Here is a 15,845-nt window from a genome sequence, read left to right on the forward strand (position 1 = left end):
GGCCGGAACCAAAATTTTCCGGCCGGTCCAACCCATTAGTAAAGAAAGAGCCTATGGAAGATCATCTGCTGGAAGTCAACAATATTGAAGTGGTGTACAATGATATCATCCAGGTGCTGAGGGGGGTCAGCCTCACCGTGCCCAGGGGTTCCATTGTCTCCCTGCTCGGGACCAACGGGGCCGGTAAGACCACCACCCTTCGGGCCATCTCCGGACTGCTCAAGCCGGAGAACGGAGCCATTAAAGAAGGGTATATCAAATTTGACGGCTCAGACACCACCCAGCTCATGGGAACGGATATCGTGAAACTGGGGGCGGTCATGGTCCCGGAAGGCAGAAGGGTATTCAAGCACCTGACCGTGAATGAAAACATCATTGTGGGCTCCATCACCCGGAAGGACGGCTCGGCCAAGATACGGGAAGACAACGAGCTGATGTACAAACATTTCCCCAGGCTCTCCAAGGTCACCAACCGGATGGCCGGATACAGCTCCGGCGGGGAACAGCAGATGATCGCCATTGCCAGGGCCCTCATGGCCGCGCCCAAGATGCTCATGCTGGACGAACCCTCCCTGGGCCTTGCCCCCCTGCTGGTCAAGGAGATCTTCGACAATATCAAGCGGATCAACCGGGAACTTTCCACCACCATCCTGGTGGTGGAGCAGAACGCAAAGGTGGCCCTGGGAATTTCTGACTACGCCTATATCATGGAGTCCGGAAAGATCGTTCTGGAAGGCCCGTCCAAGGAGCTCCAGGACAACCCGGATGTCAAGGAGTTCTACATGGGCATTACCAAGGGCGGGGGCAGGAAATCCTTTAAGGATGTTAAGTCGTATAAAAGAAGAAAACGCTGGATGTAAAGATGTTTGGTCTAAAATTCACCCATCTGCGGCGTTGCCGCAGATGGGCAAAGTTTAGACCAAACAGAGAAAACCGATCAATGAACGGGAAAACTATATTCTGGAGTAAGCTATGAAAATTTTGGTTGGATATGACGGCGGAGAAGAGGGCAGGATGGCCTTGTCCCTGGCAAGGGATATTGCGGGATTTCATCTCGCCTTTGTCTATGTGGTCACCTCCATGCAGGGGGGATCCTCTGAAAAGCAGGCCGACATTGAAAAGGCTGAGAAAGGTCTGGACTTTGCCCGGCGGCTCATGGAGAACTCCGGGATTCAATGTGAATGCCTCCAAAGCGTCCGGGGGCTTTCCGCCGGAGAAGACCTGGTCAAATTTGCCCGGGAAAACGATATTGACCATATTTTCCTGGGGATCCGGAAAAAATCCCGCGCCCAGAAAGCCCTCCTGGGCTCCACGGCCCGGTACGTGATCCTCAAGGCTCACTGCCCGGTGACCTCGGTAAAATTTGATGTGGATGCCGTGCCTTCCGACAAGCTCTTGAGGGATCGCAGGATCCTGGTGGTGGATGACGAACCCGACATCCTGGAAACCATTGAAGAGCTTCTGGACATGTGCACCCTGGAAATGGCCTCATCCTTTGAAGAGGCCAGAAAGCTTCTTGAGAAAAACATCTACGACACGGCCATCCTGGACATCATGGGGGTCAGCGGATATGACATCCTCACCCTGGCCCGGGAAAAAGAGGTTCCGGCCCTCATGCTCACGGCCCATGCCCTGACCCCGGAAAATTTAAAAGAATCCATTTCCAAGGGGGCGGACGCCTATATTCCCAAGGATGAACTGGCCAATCTCTCCGACCATGTGGCCGACGTCATCCGGACAAGGATCCAGGGCAAACAGGGATACGGAGCCTGGTTTTCCAAGCTCAAGCCCTTTTTTGACAAGTCCTTTGGCAAGGGATGGCAGGACAAGGACCGGCAGTTCTGGAACAGCTTCAACGATAAATACGGGAAATAGGGCAGAAAAACTTCACCTAAACCCGGGACTTCGATGGTTCGACGGCATTTTGGGCAGGCTAAGCTGTCGATTTTGTAATTGGGCTTGTCCACTACAAAAGAAATCAACACAATTCCGGTTGATCCCTAAAAGTCAACAAAATAGACGGAATCAAGACCAAGCATGCGCTTTTTTTTCAGCAACCTTTCTGAAATAAGATCTATCCTTTAATCACTCTTTTCTTCACGGTTTCTTCATAATAGTGGTGCTATTTTGTCCACTAATGTCCACTAAAATGTGTACCCATATGAAGAGAAGGCTTGAGAGTGAAGTATTATATGACCGGCCAACATCCGGCAAAGGGATTTTATCCAAAAACAGATCCCTCTTTATCCATGCGATTCCGATTTTTTCCATCCACAGGTCTATGGATGACGGTGCTCCCTGTATCTATTCTTGCTGTTGCAATTATTCTTGAATACAGCGGACTGGATATCTGGTGGGAGTCAATCTTTTTTGATGCCTCAAGCAGTTCCTGGCCCTATCGTGATCAATGGCTCTTTGAGAAGGTGATTCATGAAGGGGGAAGGTTTTTCAATATCCTTACCGCCGGGATCTGGGTCATGGGTTTTGTTGCTGCTTTTCTGCATAAGCCTTCCAAAAAATATCGAAGACCCTTACTCTATTTTCTGATCGCCGCTGCCGCAGGTCCGGTTATCGTCGGCATCATCAAACAGACAACCCATATTTACACCCCATGGGATATCATCCCTTTTTCCGGTTCTCTTCCCTATATCCGTTTGTTTGACCCTGTCCCAAACGGTCTTCCTGTGGGACAGGCTTTCCCCGCAGGGCATGCCTCCGGCGGGTATGCTTTTTTCAGCCTTTATTTTTTATTTTATCACCTAGGATTTCCCCCTAAAAAATACGGTCTTGCTGTCGGATTGTTCCTGGGGACCATTTACGGATTCGGCCAGCAGGCCAGAGGTGCCCATTTTCCCAGTCACGACCTGTTTTCCTTGGTCATCTGCTGGTATTCCGCATTTTTTATCTATTATTTGTTTTATCCCAAACAATGGAGAGGATTGTTCAATGATTCCTGCAATTTTTAAAACTCCCAAGACACGGTTTACCCTAATATTCATGCTGTCCGCGATCACCCTTATCGGTTTTGCCTTGATGAGGGGTGTTCTGCTGATTCGGGCCCGGCCTTTTATCGATGACCTGACATCCGACTGGGTTTATATTTTCGGCCAGGGATTGATCTATGACATCTCCTTTATCAGTTATTTTTTTATCCCTTTTGTCCTTTTCTTTCTGATCCTGCCCAATAAATGGCTGAGCAGTAAAATAATCAAGTATCTGGTCCAGGCCGGATCCTTCCTGGTTCTCTACGGGCTTGGATTCTGCATGGTTGCTGAATGGTGCTTCTGGAGCGAATTTGGTGTCAGGTTCAATTTTATCTCCGTGGACTACCTGGTCTACAGGAGAGAAGTCACAGACAATATATTGCAATCCTACCCGGTGTTTTTTATCCTGCCGTGTCTTCTCATTCTCACGGGCTTTGTATTCTATCTTATCCGTCCTGCAATCTTAGGGTCTCTTACCCTAGAGGAGTCCTTTAAAAAACGAACGATAATTGCCGGATTGCTCCTGACGCTTCCGTTGATCTCCTTTTTCGGAATCAATCAGTCCCAGAGACGCTTTTCCGACAACAACTATGTGAATGAACTGGCATCCAACGGCCCTTACCAGCTCTTTGCCGCTTTCCGGAACAATCGGCTGGATTACCGGCAATTCTACGCAACTGAGAACGATTATGACCTTTCAAAATGCCTAAAAAAACAGGTCCAAGAGGAAGGCAGAATGTCCGGCGAGGATACCTATAATATCGGCAGATACATCAAGGCTCCAGGCCCCGCCAAAAAACTGAATGTGATGCTGATTTCCGTGGAAAGTTTGAGCGCAAAATTTTTGACCCGGTTCGGACAACAAGAAGACATCACCCCGTTCATGGATCGATGGTTCAGGCAGGGACTACTTTTTACCAATTTTTATGCCACCGGGACCCGGACCACCAGAGGCCTTGAAGCTATCACCCTGTCCATCCCGCCCACACCGGGCCGATCCATTGTCAAGCGCCCGGACAACAATCGGATGTACAGCCTGGGCAAAGTATTCAAAGACTTGGGATACGACACGGCCTTCCTATACGGGGGAAGAGGTTTTTTCGACAACATGAATGCTTTTTTCTCGGGAAACGGCTATCGGATTGTGGATCAGTCCCGCTTGAGCAGCAGGGAGACCACATTTAAGAATGCATGGGGCGTGTGCGACGAGGATATATATAACCGGGCCATCCGTGAGGCCAACCGTGCACACAGGACCCAAAAACCCTTTTTCTTTCACATCATGACGACCAGCAACCACCAGCCTTTTACCTTTCCTGGGGGCAAAATAGATCTGGCACCCGGAGAAGGCAAGGGAGGCAGCGGACGTTCCGGCGGGGTAAAATATACCGATTATGCCCTAAAGCAGTTGATAAAGCAGGCAAAGAAGCAACCCTGGTTTGAGGATACGGTATTTGTGGTCGTGGCGGATCATTGCGCTGGCAGCGCCGGGAAATTAGGCCTGCCGGTTGAAAAATACCATATCCCGCTGTTTATCTATTCGCCAAAACATATACTTCCCAAAGAGGCACAGGCCCTTTCCAGCCAAATTGACCTTGCCCCCACTCTGCTGGCCTTGTTGAACTTCTCCTATGAAAGCTTCTTTTTCGGTAAGGATATTCTCTCTCCTGACTTTAAAGGCCGGGCCCTGATCGCCAACTACCAGAAGCTGGGACTGTTAAAAAAAAAGGAGCTGCTCTTTTTATCTCCTGGAAAGGAAATTACCCGGATGGTGCTGGGTGATCCGGTCCTTGAAAGGGTATCCGGGGATTATCCCGGAGTCAGGGAACTGATGGCATATTACCAGGGGGCGGACTATGTATTCACCCATCGGTTAAACCGGTGGGCCGAGTCTTCAGGCCATTTGGTTCAAAACAAGGCTTCTTCCCCGAACCGATATATGAAAAAGAAGACCGGTATAGAGAACATTCTCAAGGCGGCCGGATATTTTATTTTATTCTCTGACAGGACTTAAGGGCGCTTGAATTCCAGAATCGGCCTTCCGGCAGGAGATGATGGGTTTTCTATTGTAATGGTATGGCCCCTTATTCTTATATAAAATTTGTTATTTGGCCGATATCCGGGTATTCTCAAACCAGAATACCGCATATGGAAAAATCTTGAGATGAACATATTAATCGTTGATGATGATACAGGGCTGCTGGATCAATTGAGAACTGCCCTGAAAAGAAAGCATTATGGGGTGGACACTGCTGAAAACGGAGAGCAGGCCCTGGACAAGATATTTGACCTGCCCTATGACCTGATCCTCTTGGATATCATGCTTCCCCGCATGGACGGGTTGACTGTCCTCAAAGAGGTCCGTGACGCCGGGATGGATATGCCCATACTCATGCTCACGGCAAGAAGTGATGTCCAGGATAGGGTCAAAGGCCTGGACCATGGTGCGGACGACTATCTTGCCAAGCCCTTTTCCATGGCCGAGCTGATGGCTCGAATCCGGGCGATGCTGAGAAGAAAAGGGAACCGGAATCCAATTCTCGAAGCCGGGCCGGTCTGTCTGGATACGGTTAAGCGAAAAGTAACCCTGAATGGAGAGGAAGTCCATCTGACAGCGAAAGAATTTTCAATCCTTGAATTTCTTTTACATAACAGGGGCAGTGCCGTATCACGGTTCAACCTGGCCGAACATATATGGGGAGAGGAGTTCGACCCTTTTTCAATGTCCAACTATGTGGATGTTCATATCAAAAACCTGAGAAAAAAAATGACACCCCATGGAGATGCCCCCATTATTAAAACCATCCGGGGCATTGGGTTTATCATTGAAGAATAGGCATGAAAATCCGTAAAAAAATAACCCTCTGGATTTCCGGAACAGCCCTTTTGTCAACCATTGTATTCTCATCCATTATTTTCTGGGAATTGACGGAAGAGCCTTTCAAACTGATCGACAAGGAAATCCAGCATATGGCACTTGTTCTGGCTGGCAGGATAAAGGATGCCGGGAGTTTGGGAGATACTTTTGACTTGAACGGCATGCCCTATGACCCGGACGATTACTGGATCAGGGTCAAAAATGATCAGGGTCAGGTGCTCTACCAATCCAAACTTACGGAGTTTGCCGATCTTTTTGTCCCCAATGGTAAATCCAGGTACCTGATCGAAAAACATATTCCAAGATCCAGAATTTGGTTAAGACAGGACAGCAAGGATGACGTATTGTTTAGAGTCATGGTCGTACGTGAGCAGGTCAGCGGCCGTCCTGTAGAAATCCGTATTGCAAAACCCATTGAAGACCTTGAAGAAGAATTGATAGATCTTGCTGTTTATATTGGGATCAGCCTTTCTTTTTGTGCGCTGACCATTTTTATTCTGAGCTATGCTCTGGCCGGACGGATATTAAGGCCGATTTCATCCATTATCAATCAATCAAAGGAAATCAGCGAAAAATCCCTGGATAAACGAATCCCCCTGGAAAAAACCCAGGATGAACTCTATGATCTCTCTGTTGCTTTGAACAGGATGTTTGACAGAATCCAGCATTCCTTTAATCAACAGAAAGAATTTATCGGGAATGCATCCCATGAATTAAAAAGCCCGATCACCCTCTTAATGCTGGCCCAGGAAGATATGTTGATGAGTGAAAATTTATCCTCTTCCGCAGAAGACAGTTTGATGAAGCAGCTCGAGACAAGCCGCCGTATGAGCCATTTGGTGAAAAACCTGCTGGATCTTTCAAGGCTGGAACAGCGGGATGTTTTATACACAGATCGGGTGGACCTGGCCGCACTGGCTGAAAGGGTTCTCAAGGATTATAGCGATGTGATGGCCGAAAAACAGATTTCCGTCCAAAATCAGATGAATGAGCCCTGTCCTGTTATCGGTGATCCGGAAAAACTATTTCGCCTCTTTGTCAATCTCATTGATAATGCCATCCGGTACAACCTTCCCACCCAGGGGACTATAAAAATCATGGCAATGAAATCCGAAACAGAGGTCTGTGTTGAAATTTTAAATTCAGGTCATGAAATTCCGGAGCAAGACCTCTCCCGTTTGTTCGAGCAGTTTTACCGGGTTGAGAAATCCAGGGCCCAAGCTTTTGGAGGATCAGGGCTGGGTCTGGCGATTGCTCAAAAAATCGTCCGTCTTCATCATGGCAGAATCGCCATTACCAATGGGCCGGGTCAGATGATACAAACAACGGTTTGGCTTCCGGTAAAGGGCTGATCAACTTCAAAAAGCACTCAATAAACCGCCCATGAAGCAGTGAAAAATCCTGTTTCTCTCAGGCCTTCTATGACTTCAAGAATTCCCACGATCCATACAAACCACAGCGCGCTGAATATGTGAATCCGATACACAACCGGGTTTACCTGATAGGTTTCAGGTTCTTCAAATATTGAAATATCAGGGAAAAAAGCAGGGACCTTTTGAGTATATTTTTCAAATACCGATCCAAAAATCGATCGGAGTCTTTTTTCTTCACTTTTTATCACAAATGGATAATAACTTGAGAATAATGCGACAAAGAGAATGGGGAAGGTTAGGGTTTCTGTACAAAAACCAATCCCCAGAACCCCTACCATACTGAAAAGATAAAGGGGATTTCTGCACAGAGAATACGGGCCTTTGGTAATCAATTGTTCATCTTTGTACCCGGCGACGTAAAGAGAACACCACATCCGTCCCAAAGAGGCAATCCCAACCAAGACGATGCCGGTAACAAACAAAATGAAGGTGAATATTTCATTTTCATTTTCCCAGTGACTTTTGCATTCGCAGATAAAGAACAAAACCATGACAGCCACCATTCTTGAGATCATTATCCTGTGTTTTTCAACGTTAAAAGGCATTTTATAATTTATTCCGAATACAGCCATGTGAAATTATCCTATGTGCTTGGAAGCATTTTCCCTTTTTGGTATTTTTCAACGAGATCCTATCGCACATAATATGAAGAAACCATGAAGAGGATAAAACAATCAAAACTTGACTAAACTGAGTTATATAAAAATAAGGGATTGGGACGAATTGCTCATGAGAGGTATTATCGATCATAAGAGTCTGCTTGGAAATAAACTTCAATCACAAAACCAAGCTTGGGAGATCAGATTTTAAAAATTCTCCGGTATTCGCGAAGGAAATGGGACCAAGCCTTGATTTTATACTTTCTATATCCGGGGAAAAATTATTCTATAACTCAAAAATTAAGGATCCCCGTCCTTCACTCGAAATAATTCATGCCGGCCATGGGATGCTTCCAGGCCTTCAGGCAATGGTCCGATATTAAATTAATCCATCCCGGCAATTGATTATTTCAGCCGAAATTTTCTGCTTTCCAATGGTCTTGTTTTGGGCAGGGCGACAAGGATCACAGATCATAAAAAAGTTGTGAAACCCATTAAAATATTGTAGTTAACCTTCTCATGAAAAATTCTCCCAAAAAACAGCCGGAATCCGTTTTCGTGTTTAAATGGTTTCTGGTCGCGGCTTTTTTTATTTCAGGAGCCACCTCTTTATCACTCGAAGTGGCATGGTCCAAAGAGCTTTCTTATCTTCTGGGTGTGGATATTTTTTCCACGACAACCGTGGTAACGGTTTATATGCTGGGGCTGGGATTGGGGGCCTTGTGTGCCGCCCGGATAAAATGGGAAGCAGGCCTTTCCATAAAGGTATACGGATATCTCCAATTGGGCATCGGCTTTCTCGGGTTGATTTCCATTCCCTTGTTCAGGAGCACAACCCCGCTGTTTACCTTTCTTCACACCCAATTGGCCTATGACAGCGGATGGTTTCTGGCCGCCCGTTTTTTCATTGTCTTTTTAATGATGCTTCTGCCGGTATTTCTCATGGGGATGACCCTGCCGGTGGTCGTGGGGGCATCCTATGACAAAATCAAGGACAGGTATGCCTATCTGACAGGCCTGCTTTATGGCGCCAATACCCTGGGGGCCCTTTTCGGTACGCTTGCTGCAGGCTTCTATTTTGTTCCCCTGCTGGGAATTCTTAAAACCTGTCTCTATACCGGTGCAGCAGATCTCATGGTGGGTATCGCCGTATGCCTTTTTCCCAAATGGAAGCCGGCTCTCTTTTTATCCCCTCCGGTAAAATCCCTGAAAAAAAAGAAAAAAGAACCTGCTGTTACAGAGTCTTCCCGTAAAGATTCTTTTTTTACCCCGAATAAAATTGCATGGGTATTTTTTTTCTCAGGCATCAGTGCCCTGGCATATGAGATAATCTGGTTCAGGCTTCTGGCCAGGATTATCGGCCCCTCTGTCCACTCCTTTTCCATCATGCTGGCGACCTACCTTGCCGGCATCGGCCTGGGGAGCACTTTCGGATCACGTTTGATCCGGCGTTTCGGGGACAGAAAAATGCTCATCACCGTCCTGCTGGGGTTCATTGGCTTTGGCGGCCTTTTTTCGCTGTTTTTCATAAATGAACTGCCCCTGTGGTACGGGAAAATGTTCATCCAATATACCAGTGATGTCTTTACCTATCGCAACCTTCTGGTGCAGGCGGGCCTGGCATCCCTGCTCATTCTTCCCGTTACGATTCCTTTGGGCATTTTCTTTCCCACCATTGTCCACTTTTATCGAAAGGAGCAATTGCCCCAAAGATCTCAGCAAAATACCGAAGTGGGCCATTTATATTTTTTCAACACTATAGGAGGGGTTATCGGCAGTCTTGCGGCAGGCTTCTGGATGCTGCCGGTTTTGGGGATACAAACTTCATTGATGCTTTCCGCCGGCTTAAGTATTTTCCTGTCCCTGCTTTGGTATCTGAAGAATTCCGATGCCGGCCGGACATCTAAAACCGGTGTCGCCGCCGGTGTGATTCTCCTGTTCCTGATCGGATGTTTTGCGCACCCGGGAGCGGATCAGGCCGTTCTCAACTCCGGGGTGTATATTGAGATGATCCAAAAGGAATCCTTTAAAAAAGACATGGACAAAGGACGCCTGGAGCAAGGCCGCTTATTGTACTTTGAGGAAGGCATTAACAACAGCGTTGCTGTTGTGGGGAACAAATTCAACGACGGAAACCTGACCCTTCACCTGAGCGGCGGGTGGGTTTCATCAACAGAATTTCATGGCCGGATGCATCTGGAATTTCTGGGCCACCTCCCCATGCTGTTTGCCAAAAAAACAGAAACCGTCGGTATTATCGGATTCGGTACCGGCGTGACCGCAGGGAATGTACTATTGTATCCTGATGTTAAACAGGTCAATATTTTCGAGCTGGAACAGGGTGTGGTTAATGCCAGCAGATATTTTAATCACATCAACGATCACCCCATGAAAGACCCCCGGGCCAATGTGATGATGATTGACGGCAGGAGCCATATCACCTACAGCGGCATAAAATACGATATTATAACCACGGATCCGATCCACCCCTTTGTTGCCGGAGCGGCAAATCTGTACACAAGAGATTTCTACCAAACGGTTTCAGCCCATTTGAATCCCGGCGGTGTTTTCTGTCAATGGATCCCTTTATCCGGTATTTCGGAAGACTCCTATAATGTTATCTTAAACACGGTACATGATGTGTTTCCCCATCTTGCCCTGTTTACCTTTTTCGGGGAGTCTGTGGTCATCGGTTCCGCGACCCCGTTTCAAACACCGTGGTCAACCGTGGAAAAACGGTTCTATTCAAAACGCGTACATGAAGATTTTAAAAAAATGGATTTTCTCACGCCCTACAATCTGGCGGCATTCTTCCTGGGCGCTGAAAAAGAACTCAATGACTATCTCTCTCCATTTGCCAAGCTCAGCACAGATGATAATGTTTGGCTTGAACATCAAATTCCCATGGATATGATGAATCCGTCCCGGGCCAACCTCTATTTCAAGCTCAGTAAAACCTTCCAAAAGAACAACACAACCGGTTTTATATCTCTTTTCCCGGGAATATCTCCGGAAAAACTGTCCAAAGAGATGGCCGGGGTTGCAAGGAACGGGGCCCTGGATTATCAAATTGCGATGAAGGAAAAAGCAGATAATAAATTTGAGCAAATGGAAACCCATTTAAAGAGTGCCATTTCCGACCGGAACAACATCCATGCTTACGGGGCAGGAATCGAACTGGTCAATTTCCTGGCCAAATCCGGGCGCGACAGGGAAGTATTGCCAGTCACCGCTTTTCTCCAGAGGAACTTTCCGACTTACCCCGAGGCGTATCAGGCACGGATAGAGGCGTTACATGCCCTTGGAGAAAAAAAAGAGGCCGAGGACACCCTTACCCAGGCCCTGCTCTACCTTCCGGATAATCCGGATTTACTTAAAATGAAGTCCATAAAAGAGTAAATGGGCGATACGGATGAAAATGGATCCCGGAATGAAATTGCCTTTAAACCTCCGTCCATGGACTGTCAAACCCCGTTGGACCTTGGAAACGGGAAAAGAACGCCATATATCCGAAAAACAGGCAACACTGTTGAATATACCCGTTAAAAAGTGTATATATCAGCGTTAAAAGATCCGCCTGAAGATCGGGCAGGTCTTTGGTCATTTTGGCAGTTTGGGTCTGAATGAACCGAAAAAATTGGACGGATTTACAAATGCGGCCAATTATCATCCCCAACTCAATTTCCCGGGTTAAAATGGTTTTATTCCGGGGTTTATTTAATCGACACAAGAGGAGGCAGTTTAAATGAAAAAAATCGCATTGATCATTTCCACCCTATTTCTGGCAGCAGGTCTGTTCTCAGGCCAGGCCCTGGCCGCCGACAGAATCTTTTTCGGTATTGCCACCGGCGGTACCGGTGGTACTTACTATCCCCTGGGCGGAATGCTGGCCCAGATGATCTCCAACAAGGTGGTCATTGACGGAAAAAAACTATCCGCAACAGCAGAAACCGGGAATGCCTCGGTTGCCAACGCCACCCTCCTGAGCCGGGGGGGGATTGAGTCTGCCTTTGTGGCAGCCGATATCCTGGATGCCGCCTATAAGGGAATCAAGCAGTTTAAGGGCAAGAACCTGAAAAACATCAGGGCCCTGGGCGCCCTCTATCCGGAAACCGTTCAGCTGGTGGTCCGGGCCAATGCCGGGGTGAAAACCTTTACCGATCTCAAGGGCAAATCCATTTCCTCCGGTTCCCCGGGATCCGGCCAGTGGCAGCTGCTGGGCGATCTTCTGGCCTCCTATGGAATGGACCGGAAAACCGATATTTCAGAAGACTACTCTTCCTTTTCCCAGTCTGTTGAAAAAATCAAGGACGGCAACCTGGACGCCTCTCTGATCACCGCCGGTACTCCCACGGCCTCCGTGCTTGAGCTGGCCAACCACCATGACATCCTGATCCTTCCTTTGACCGGCGCTCCCATTAAAGCTCTCCAGAAGGTTCAGCCTTACTATGCCAATGCCGTACTGCCGGCAAACACCTACAAGGGTCAGACCAGCGATGTGAATACCATTGCCGTCAGGGCCATCTGGGCCACCCATGATAAACTGGACGACGAGACTGCCTACAATGTGGTCAAGGCCCTGTATGAAAATACCGATACCCTGGCCAAGGTCCATGTAAAAGGAAAGGAGATTTCCCTTGAAAAGGCCCTTGAGTCTGTTTCCATTCCCCTCCATCCCGGTGCGGAACGCTACTATCGTGAAAAAGGCCTCATAAAATAGGATGAGACCCCTGGTTTCAGGCGTGCTGGTATGCCTATTGGGCATACTGGCCGCCTGCAGTTCCCTGGTATCCTTTGGGACAGCCGGGCAGATCGTTATTTCACGGTTTCCGGAAAAAGGGGAACTCTTCAGGATCCCCCTGGGGCCGGAAAAGCAATTCTCCCTCTCATTCATCCACTCCGTATCCAAAACAGAGGTGATTGATGTCTATGAGATCCGGGGCCGGGAGATTATCCAGACCCGGGAAATCTTTTCCGCCCATGGGGCAGGACTGCCCTCCAGCCCGGAAGAGCCGGGCGGGCTTTTCTGGGAACAGAAGGACCAGCACTTTGTTCTTCATATGGAAAGGCCCATGCCGCGGCTGGTGGTCCGGACGGATAAAAACTACAAAAACCGTCTCACGGTTCAGGGCCGGACCGTCAACCTGAACCAGTGGGAAGACCAGGCCCTGTTATTGACCACAGAGTAACCTTAAGAAGGATGTAAAATGAGCGTTGAGGAAATCAAAAACAACCCAGAGCCGCCGGGAAGCGGACTTTCCCAGGGAGAAGTGGACGAATCCCAGATCGAGGCCATTGTAAAAAAATATGATGCAGAGTCCAATTTCAGAAATCTGGGCGGAATTACCGCCAAGATCACTGCTCTTCTCTGTATTGTTCTAAGTCTTTTCCATGTCTATACGGCCGGGTTCGGCCTTCTCAACGAGGTCATGCACAGGACCGTCCATCTGACCCTGGTGCTGGGTCTGGTCTTTCTTGTCTTCCCCAGGCGAAAACCCAAAAAGATCGTCTCGGACTGGATTTTCAGCCTCTGTTTTGCCGGGTTTTATCTTTTCCTGGCATGGCAGTTGAGTTCCCGTTTTGCAGACGAGCTTCCCCTCATCGGCGAGATCGGGCTCATTGCATTTATCTTTTTCGTTGCCCTGACCGCCCTGCCCATCCGGCAGTTCAAGGGAGAGGGGGATGAACTCTCCTTTACAGACTGGCCCCTGGCCATTGCCGCAGGGGGCATCTCCCTCTACCTGATTGTTTTCTTCAAGAAAATCTTCATCGTCAACATTGGTTTCCCGGGGCTGCCCGACTATCTCATGGGGCTTCTGGCCGTTATCATGGTCACGGAGGCCTGCAGGCGGGTCATGGGCAACACCCTGCCTTCCATCGGCGCCCTCTCCCTTTTATATGCGGTGTTGGGTCCCCATCTTCCCGGGGTCCTGGCCCACAGGGGATATGATATCATCCGCATTGTGGAGCACCTCTATCTGGGTACGGAAGGCATTTACGGTGTGGCCGTGGGGGTTGTGGCCACCTATGTTTTCCACTTTGTTCTCTTCGGCGTCATGGCCCAGGCATCCGGACTAGGGCAGCTCTTCATTGACCTTGCCATGATTCTGGCCGGGAAATACTCCGGCGGGCCGGCCAAGGTTTCAGTGGTCTCTTCCGGATTTTTCGGGATGATCTCCGGTTCTCCCATTGCCAATACCGCCACCACGGGATCCTTCACCATTCCCATGATGAAAAAAAACGGGTTCACGCCAAGATTTGCCTCTGCTGTTGAGGCCTCGGCCTCCTGCGGCGGACAGGTCACCCCGCCCATCATGGGGGCATCGGCCTTTGTGATGACGGAGATGCTCGGGGTTCCCTACAACGAGATCATCCTCATCGCCATCATCCCGGCTCTGTTCCACTACCTGGCCATTTTTTCCATGGTCCACCTGGAAGCCAAACGCCTGGGCCTTAAGGGCATGGCCAAAGAACAGATCCCCCAGATCATGCAGGTGCTCAAGACATCCTGGCACCTGGTGATTCCCCTCACCGTCATGGTCACCCTGCTGCTCATGCAGTTTACCCCCTATCTGGCCGCCTTCTGGGGCATCATCCTCACCGTGGTCTGTTCCTATATTCCCCCCATTACCAAAAAACTGGGGCTCGGTGAGCTGGACGACACCAAGACCCTGACCCCCAGACGGATTGCAAAGGGCCTGGATGAAGGGGCCAAGTATGCCCTGGCCATCGGAGCTGCCTGCGCCTGCGTGGGATTTATCCTGGGCGTCCTGACCCTTACGGGCATGGGATTTAAATTTTCCGGGGCGGTTCTGGAGCTTTCGTCCGCAGCCGGTCAGTTCATCTCCGGGATCATTCCATTCGGACTGGTTTCCCTAGGCGGATCCACCCTTTTCTTTGGTCTGATCATGGTGGCCGTTGCCTGCATCATCATGGGAGCCGGAATTCCCACCACCCCCTGCTATATCATTCTGGCCTCCATTGCCGGGCCCGCCCTGAACAACCTGGGGGTCCCCCTGATCGCCACCCATTTTTTCGTATTTTATTACGGGGTCCTGGCGGATGTAACACCGCCCGTTGCCCTGGCCGCCTATGCCGGTGCAGGCATTGGCGGGGCAGATCCCATGCGGACCGGTACCACGGCATTCCGGCTCTCCATGGGCAAGGCCCTGGTGCCTTTTATGTTTGTCTATGCCCCCAGCATGCTCTTCATTAATTTTACGATCACTGAATTTTCCCTGGCCATTGTCAGCGGCATCCTGGGAGTCATTGCCCTGTCTGCGGCCTATATCGGCTATTTTCGATTCCCGGTCCGCCCCCTGGGCAAGGTCCTTTTAACCATCGGGGGACTCTTTCTGGTATCCAGCGAACTCACCGTGATCCTGGTGGGTGCGGCCCTTGTCTTTGCCGTACTTTTGCCCCAGTTTTTCAAAACACCGGCACAGGCCCCGGCCAATGCCTGACCCAAACCGACCGGATTGAATCAGCCCCCTGCCCAGGGCATCTGCCCTGGGCAGGGATGTTGTTCCCGGATTCCATTCACTATACCGTGATCACGCCATCTTTCTCGGTGATTTTTTCAATCATGACGGCGAAGCCGGCGCAAAGCGTCAACACTGAATCAATGGACAGGTTGGCAACAATGGATCGATCTAAAAATAAATTCAATGTGGACGGCAGACCCTCTTCCGCTTCCATAATATAGCAGATCACTGGTACTTTGGGCAGTGGGCTGAGTACAACGGAAATGTCCGCCTGGAACCTCTTATCCGGCGATAAAGAATTGACCCGATTTTCACTTGAACAAAGCGGCTATTTGGATTTTTCCTTCTGGAAAAACCAGTTTTGGATCGGATTTGGAATGATTCGGGACAAACCCGGCAGCCCGGTGGTTCCGATTGAAGATTCCGGCTGGTTTTTTATTTAAAGATAGAGGAGGGACTCAGACCGA

11 protein-coding genes and 1 pseudogene are annotated in these 15,845 nt (G+C 49.2%); 10 read left to right on the forward strand and 2 right to left on the reverse strand.

Features of this window, described 5'->3' with window-relative positions; all coding sequences use genetic code 11:
• Nucleotides 1–53 precede the first annotated feature (53 nt).
• From F608_RS0107455 to F608_RS0107480, 6 genes are all read left to right on the forward strand, one after another.
• Complete coding sequence (locus F608_RS0107455; protein WP_022665003.1) at nucleotides 54–860, forward strand: ABC transporter ATP-binding protein; 807 nt, start codon at nucleotides 54–56, stop codon at nucleotides 858–860.
• A 112-nt stretch (nucleotides 861–972) separates the two neighbouring features.
• The gene (locus F608_RS34520; RefSeq protein WP_022665004.1) at nucleotides 973–1,875 is read left to right on the forward strand and encodes a universal stress protein; all 903 of its coding nucleotides are present in this window, start codon (nucleotides 973–975) and stop codon (nucleotides 1,873–1,875) included.
• Nucleotides 1,876–2,285: 410 nt separating this feature from the next.
• Nucleotides 2,286–2,966 carry a phosphatase PAP2 family protein gene (locus F608_RS0107465; protein WP_244154248.1) on the forward strand — a complete coding sequence of 227 codons (681 nt, stop codon included), beginning with the start codon at nucleotides 2,286–2,288 and terminating at the stop codon, nucleotides 2,964–2,966.
• Nucleotides 2,947–4,998: an LTA synthase family protein gene (locus F608_RS31110; protein WP_022665006.1), complete on the forward strand. Its 2,052-nt coding sequence runs from the start codon at nucleotides 2,947–2,949 to the stop codon at nucleotides 4,996–4,998. The genes F608_RS0107465 and F608_RS31110 overlap by 20 nt, the downstream gene beginning before the upstream one ends.
• Before the next feature lie 150 nt (nucleotides 4,999–5,148).
• The gene (locus F608_RS0107475; RefSeq protein WP_022665007.1) at nucleotides 5,149–5,820 is read left to right on the forward strand and encodes a response regulator transcription factor; all 672 of its coding nucleotides are present in this window, start codon (nucleotides 5,149–5,151) and stop codon (nucleotides 5,818–5,820) included.
• A gap of 2 nt (nucleotides 5,821–5,822) precedes the next feature.
• The gene (locus F608_RS0107480; RefSeq protein WP_022665008.1) at nucleotides 5,823–7,214 is read left to right on the forward strand and encodes a sensor histidine kinase; all 1,392 of its coding nucleotides are present in this window, start codon (nucleotides 5,823–5,825) and stop codon (nucleotides 7,212–7,214) included.
• A 17-nt stretch (nucleotides 7,215–7,231) separates the two neighbouring features.
• Here F608_RS0107480 and F608_RS0107485 read toward each other — a convergent pair whose 3' ends face one another.
• Entirely contained in the window at nucleotides 7,232–7,867 is a 636-nt protein-coding gene (locus F608_RS0107485; protein ID WP_022665009.1) for a methyltransferase family protein, read from the reverse strand.
• A gap of 585 nt (nucleotides 7,868–8,452) precedes the next feature.
• Between F608_RS0107485 and F608_RS0107490 the strand changes: the two genes are divergently transcribed.
• The 4 genes from F608_RS0107490 to F608_RS31120 all read left to right on the forward strand — a co-directional run bounded on the left by F608_RS0107490 (nucleotide 8,453) and on the right by F608_RS31120 (nucleotide 15,357).
• On the forward strand, nucleotides 8,453–11,293 hold the full coding sequence (locus F608_RS0107490) for a fused MFS/spermidine synthase (RefSeq protein ID WP_161626831.1): 2,841 nt from the start codon (nucleotides 8,453–8,455) through the stop codon (nucleotides 11,291–11,293).
• 346 nt (nucleotides 11,294–11,639) lie between these two features.
• Complete coding sequence (locus F608_RS0107500) at nucleotides 11,640–12,614, forward strand: TAXI family TRAP transporter solute-binding subunit (RefSeq protein WP_022665012.1); 975 nt, start codon at nucleotides 11,640–11,642, stop codon at nucleotides 12,612–12,614.
• 1 nt (nucleotide 12,615) lies between these two features.
• Nucleotides 12,616–13,083 carry a DUF1850 domain-containing protein gene (locus F608_RS34525; protein WP_022665013.1) on the forward strand — a complete coding sequence of 156 codons (468 nt, stop codon included), beginning with the start codon at nucleotides 12,616–12,618 and terminating at the stop codon, nucleotides 13,081–13,083.
• A gap of 18 nt (nucleotides 13,084–13,101) precedes the next feature.
• A complete protein-coding gene (locus F608_RS31120) occupies nucleotides 13,102–15,357 on the forward strand; it encodes a TRAP transporter permease (protein WP_022665014.1) in 2,256 nt (751 codons plus the stop codon).
• A 79-nt stretch (nucleotides 15,358–15,436) separates the two neighbouring features.
• Here F608_RS31120 and F608_RS35620 read toward each other — a convergent pair.
• Nucleotides 15,437–15,649 (reverse strand): annotated as a pseudogene (locus F608_RS35620) (DUF3786 domain-containing protein); the annotation flags it as partial.
• Nucleotides 15,650–15,845 lie beyond the last annotated feature (196 nt).

Origin of the sequence: Desulfospira joergensenii DSM 10085 (assembly GCF_000420085.1) — a bacterium.
GTDB lineage: Bacteria > Desulfobacterota > Desulfobacteria > Desulfobacterales > Desulfobacteraceae > Desulfospira > Desulfospira joergensenii.

Excerpts from the sequence above, each read along its gene's own strand:
- F608_RS31120 (WP_022665014.1), top strand. The coding sequence starts at position 13,102 with ATGAGCGTTGAGGAAATCAAAAACAACCCAGAGCCGCCGGGAAGCGGA.
- F608_RS0107475 (WP_022665007.1), top strand. The coding sequence starts at position 5,149 with ATGAACATATTAATCGTTGATGATGATACAGGGCTGCTGGATCAATTG.
- F608_RS0107465 (WP_244154248.1), top strand. The coding sequence starts at position 2,286 with ATGACGGTGCTCCCTGTATCTATTCTTGCTGTTGCAATTATTCTTGAA.
- F608_RS0107480 (WP_022665008.1), top strand. The coding sequence starts at position 5,823 with ATGAAAATCCGTAAAAAAATAACCCTCTGGATTTCCGGAACAGCCCTT.
- F608_RS31110 (WP_022665006.1), top strand. The coding sequence starts at position 2,947 with ATGATTCCTGCAATTTTTAAAACTCCCAAGACACGGTTTACCCTAATA.
- F608_RS0107455 (WP_022665003.1), top strand. The coding sequence starts at position 54 with ATGGAAGATCATCTGCTGGAAGTCAACAATATTGAAGTGGTGTACAAT.
- F608_RS34520 (WP_022665004.1), top strand. The coding sequence starts at position 973 with ATGAAAATTTTGGTTGGATATGACGGCGGAGAAGAGGGCAGGATGGCC.
- F608_RS34525 (WP_022665013.1), top strand. The coding sequence starts at position 12,616 with ATGAGACCCCTGGTTTCAGGCGTGCTGGTATGCCTATTGGGCATACTG.
- F608_RS0107500 (WP_022665012.1), top strand. The coding sequence starts at position 11,640 with ATGAAAAAAATCGCATTGATCATTTCCACCCTATTTCTGGCAGCAGGT.
- F608_RS0107485 (WP_022665009.1), bottom strand. The coding sequence starts at position 7,867 with ATGGCTGTATTCGGAATAAATTATAAAATGCCTTTTAACGTTGAAAAA.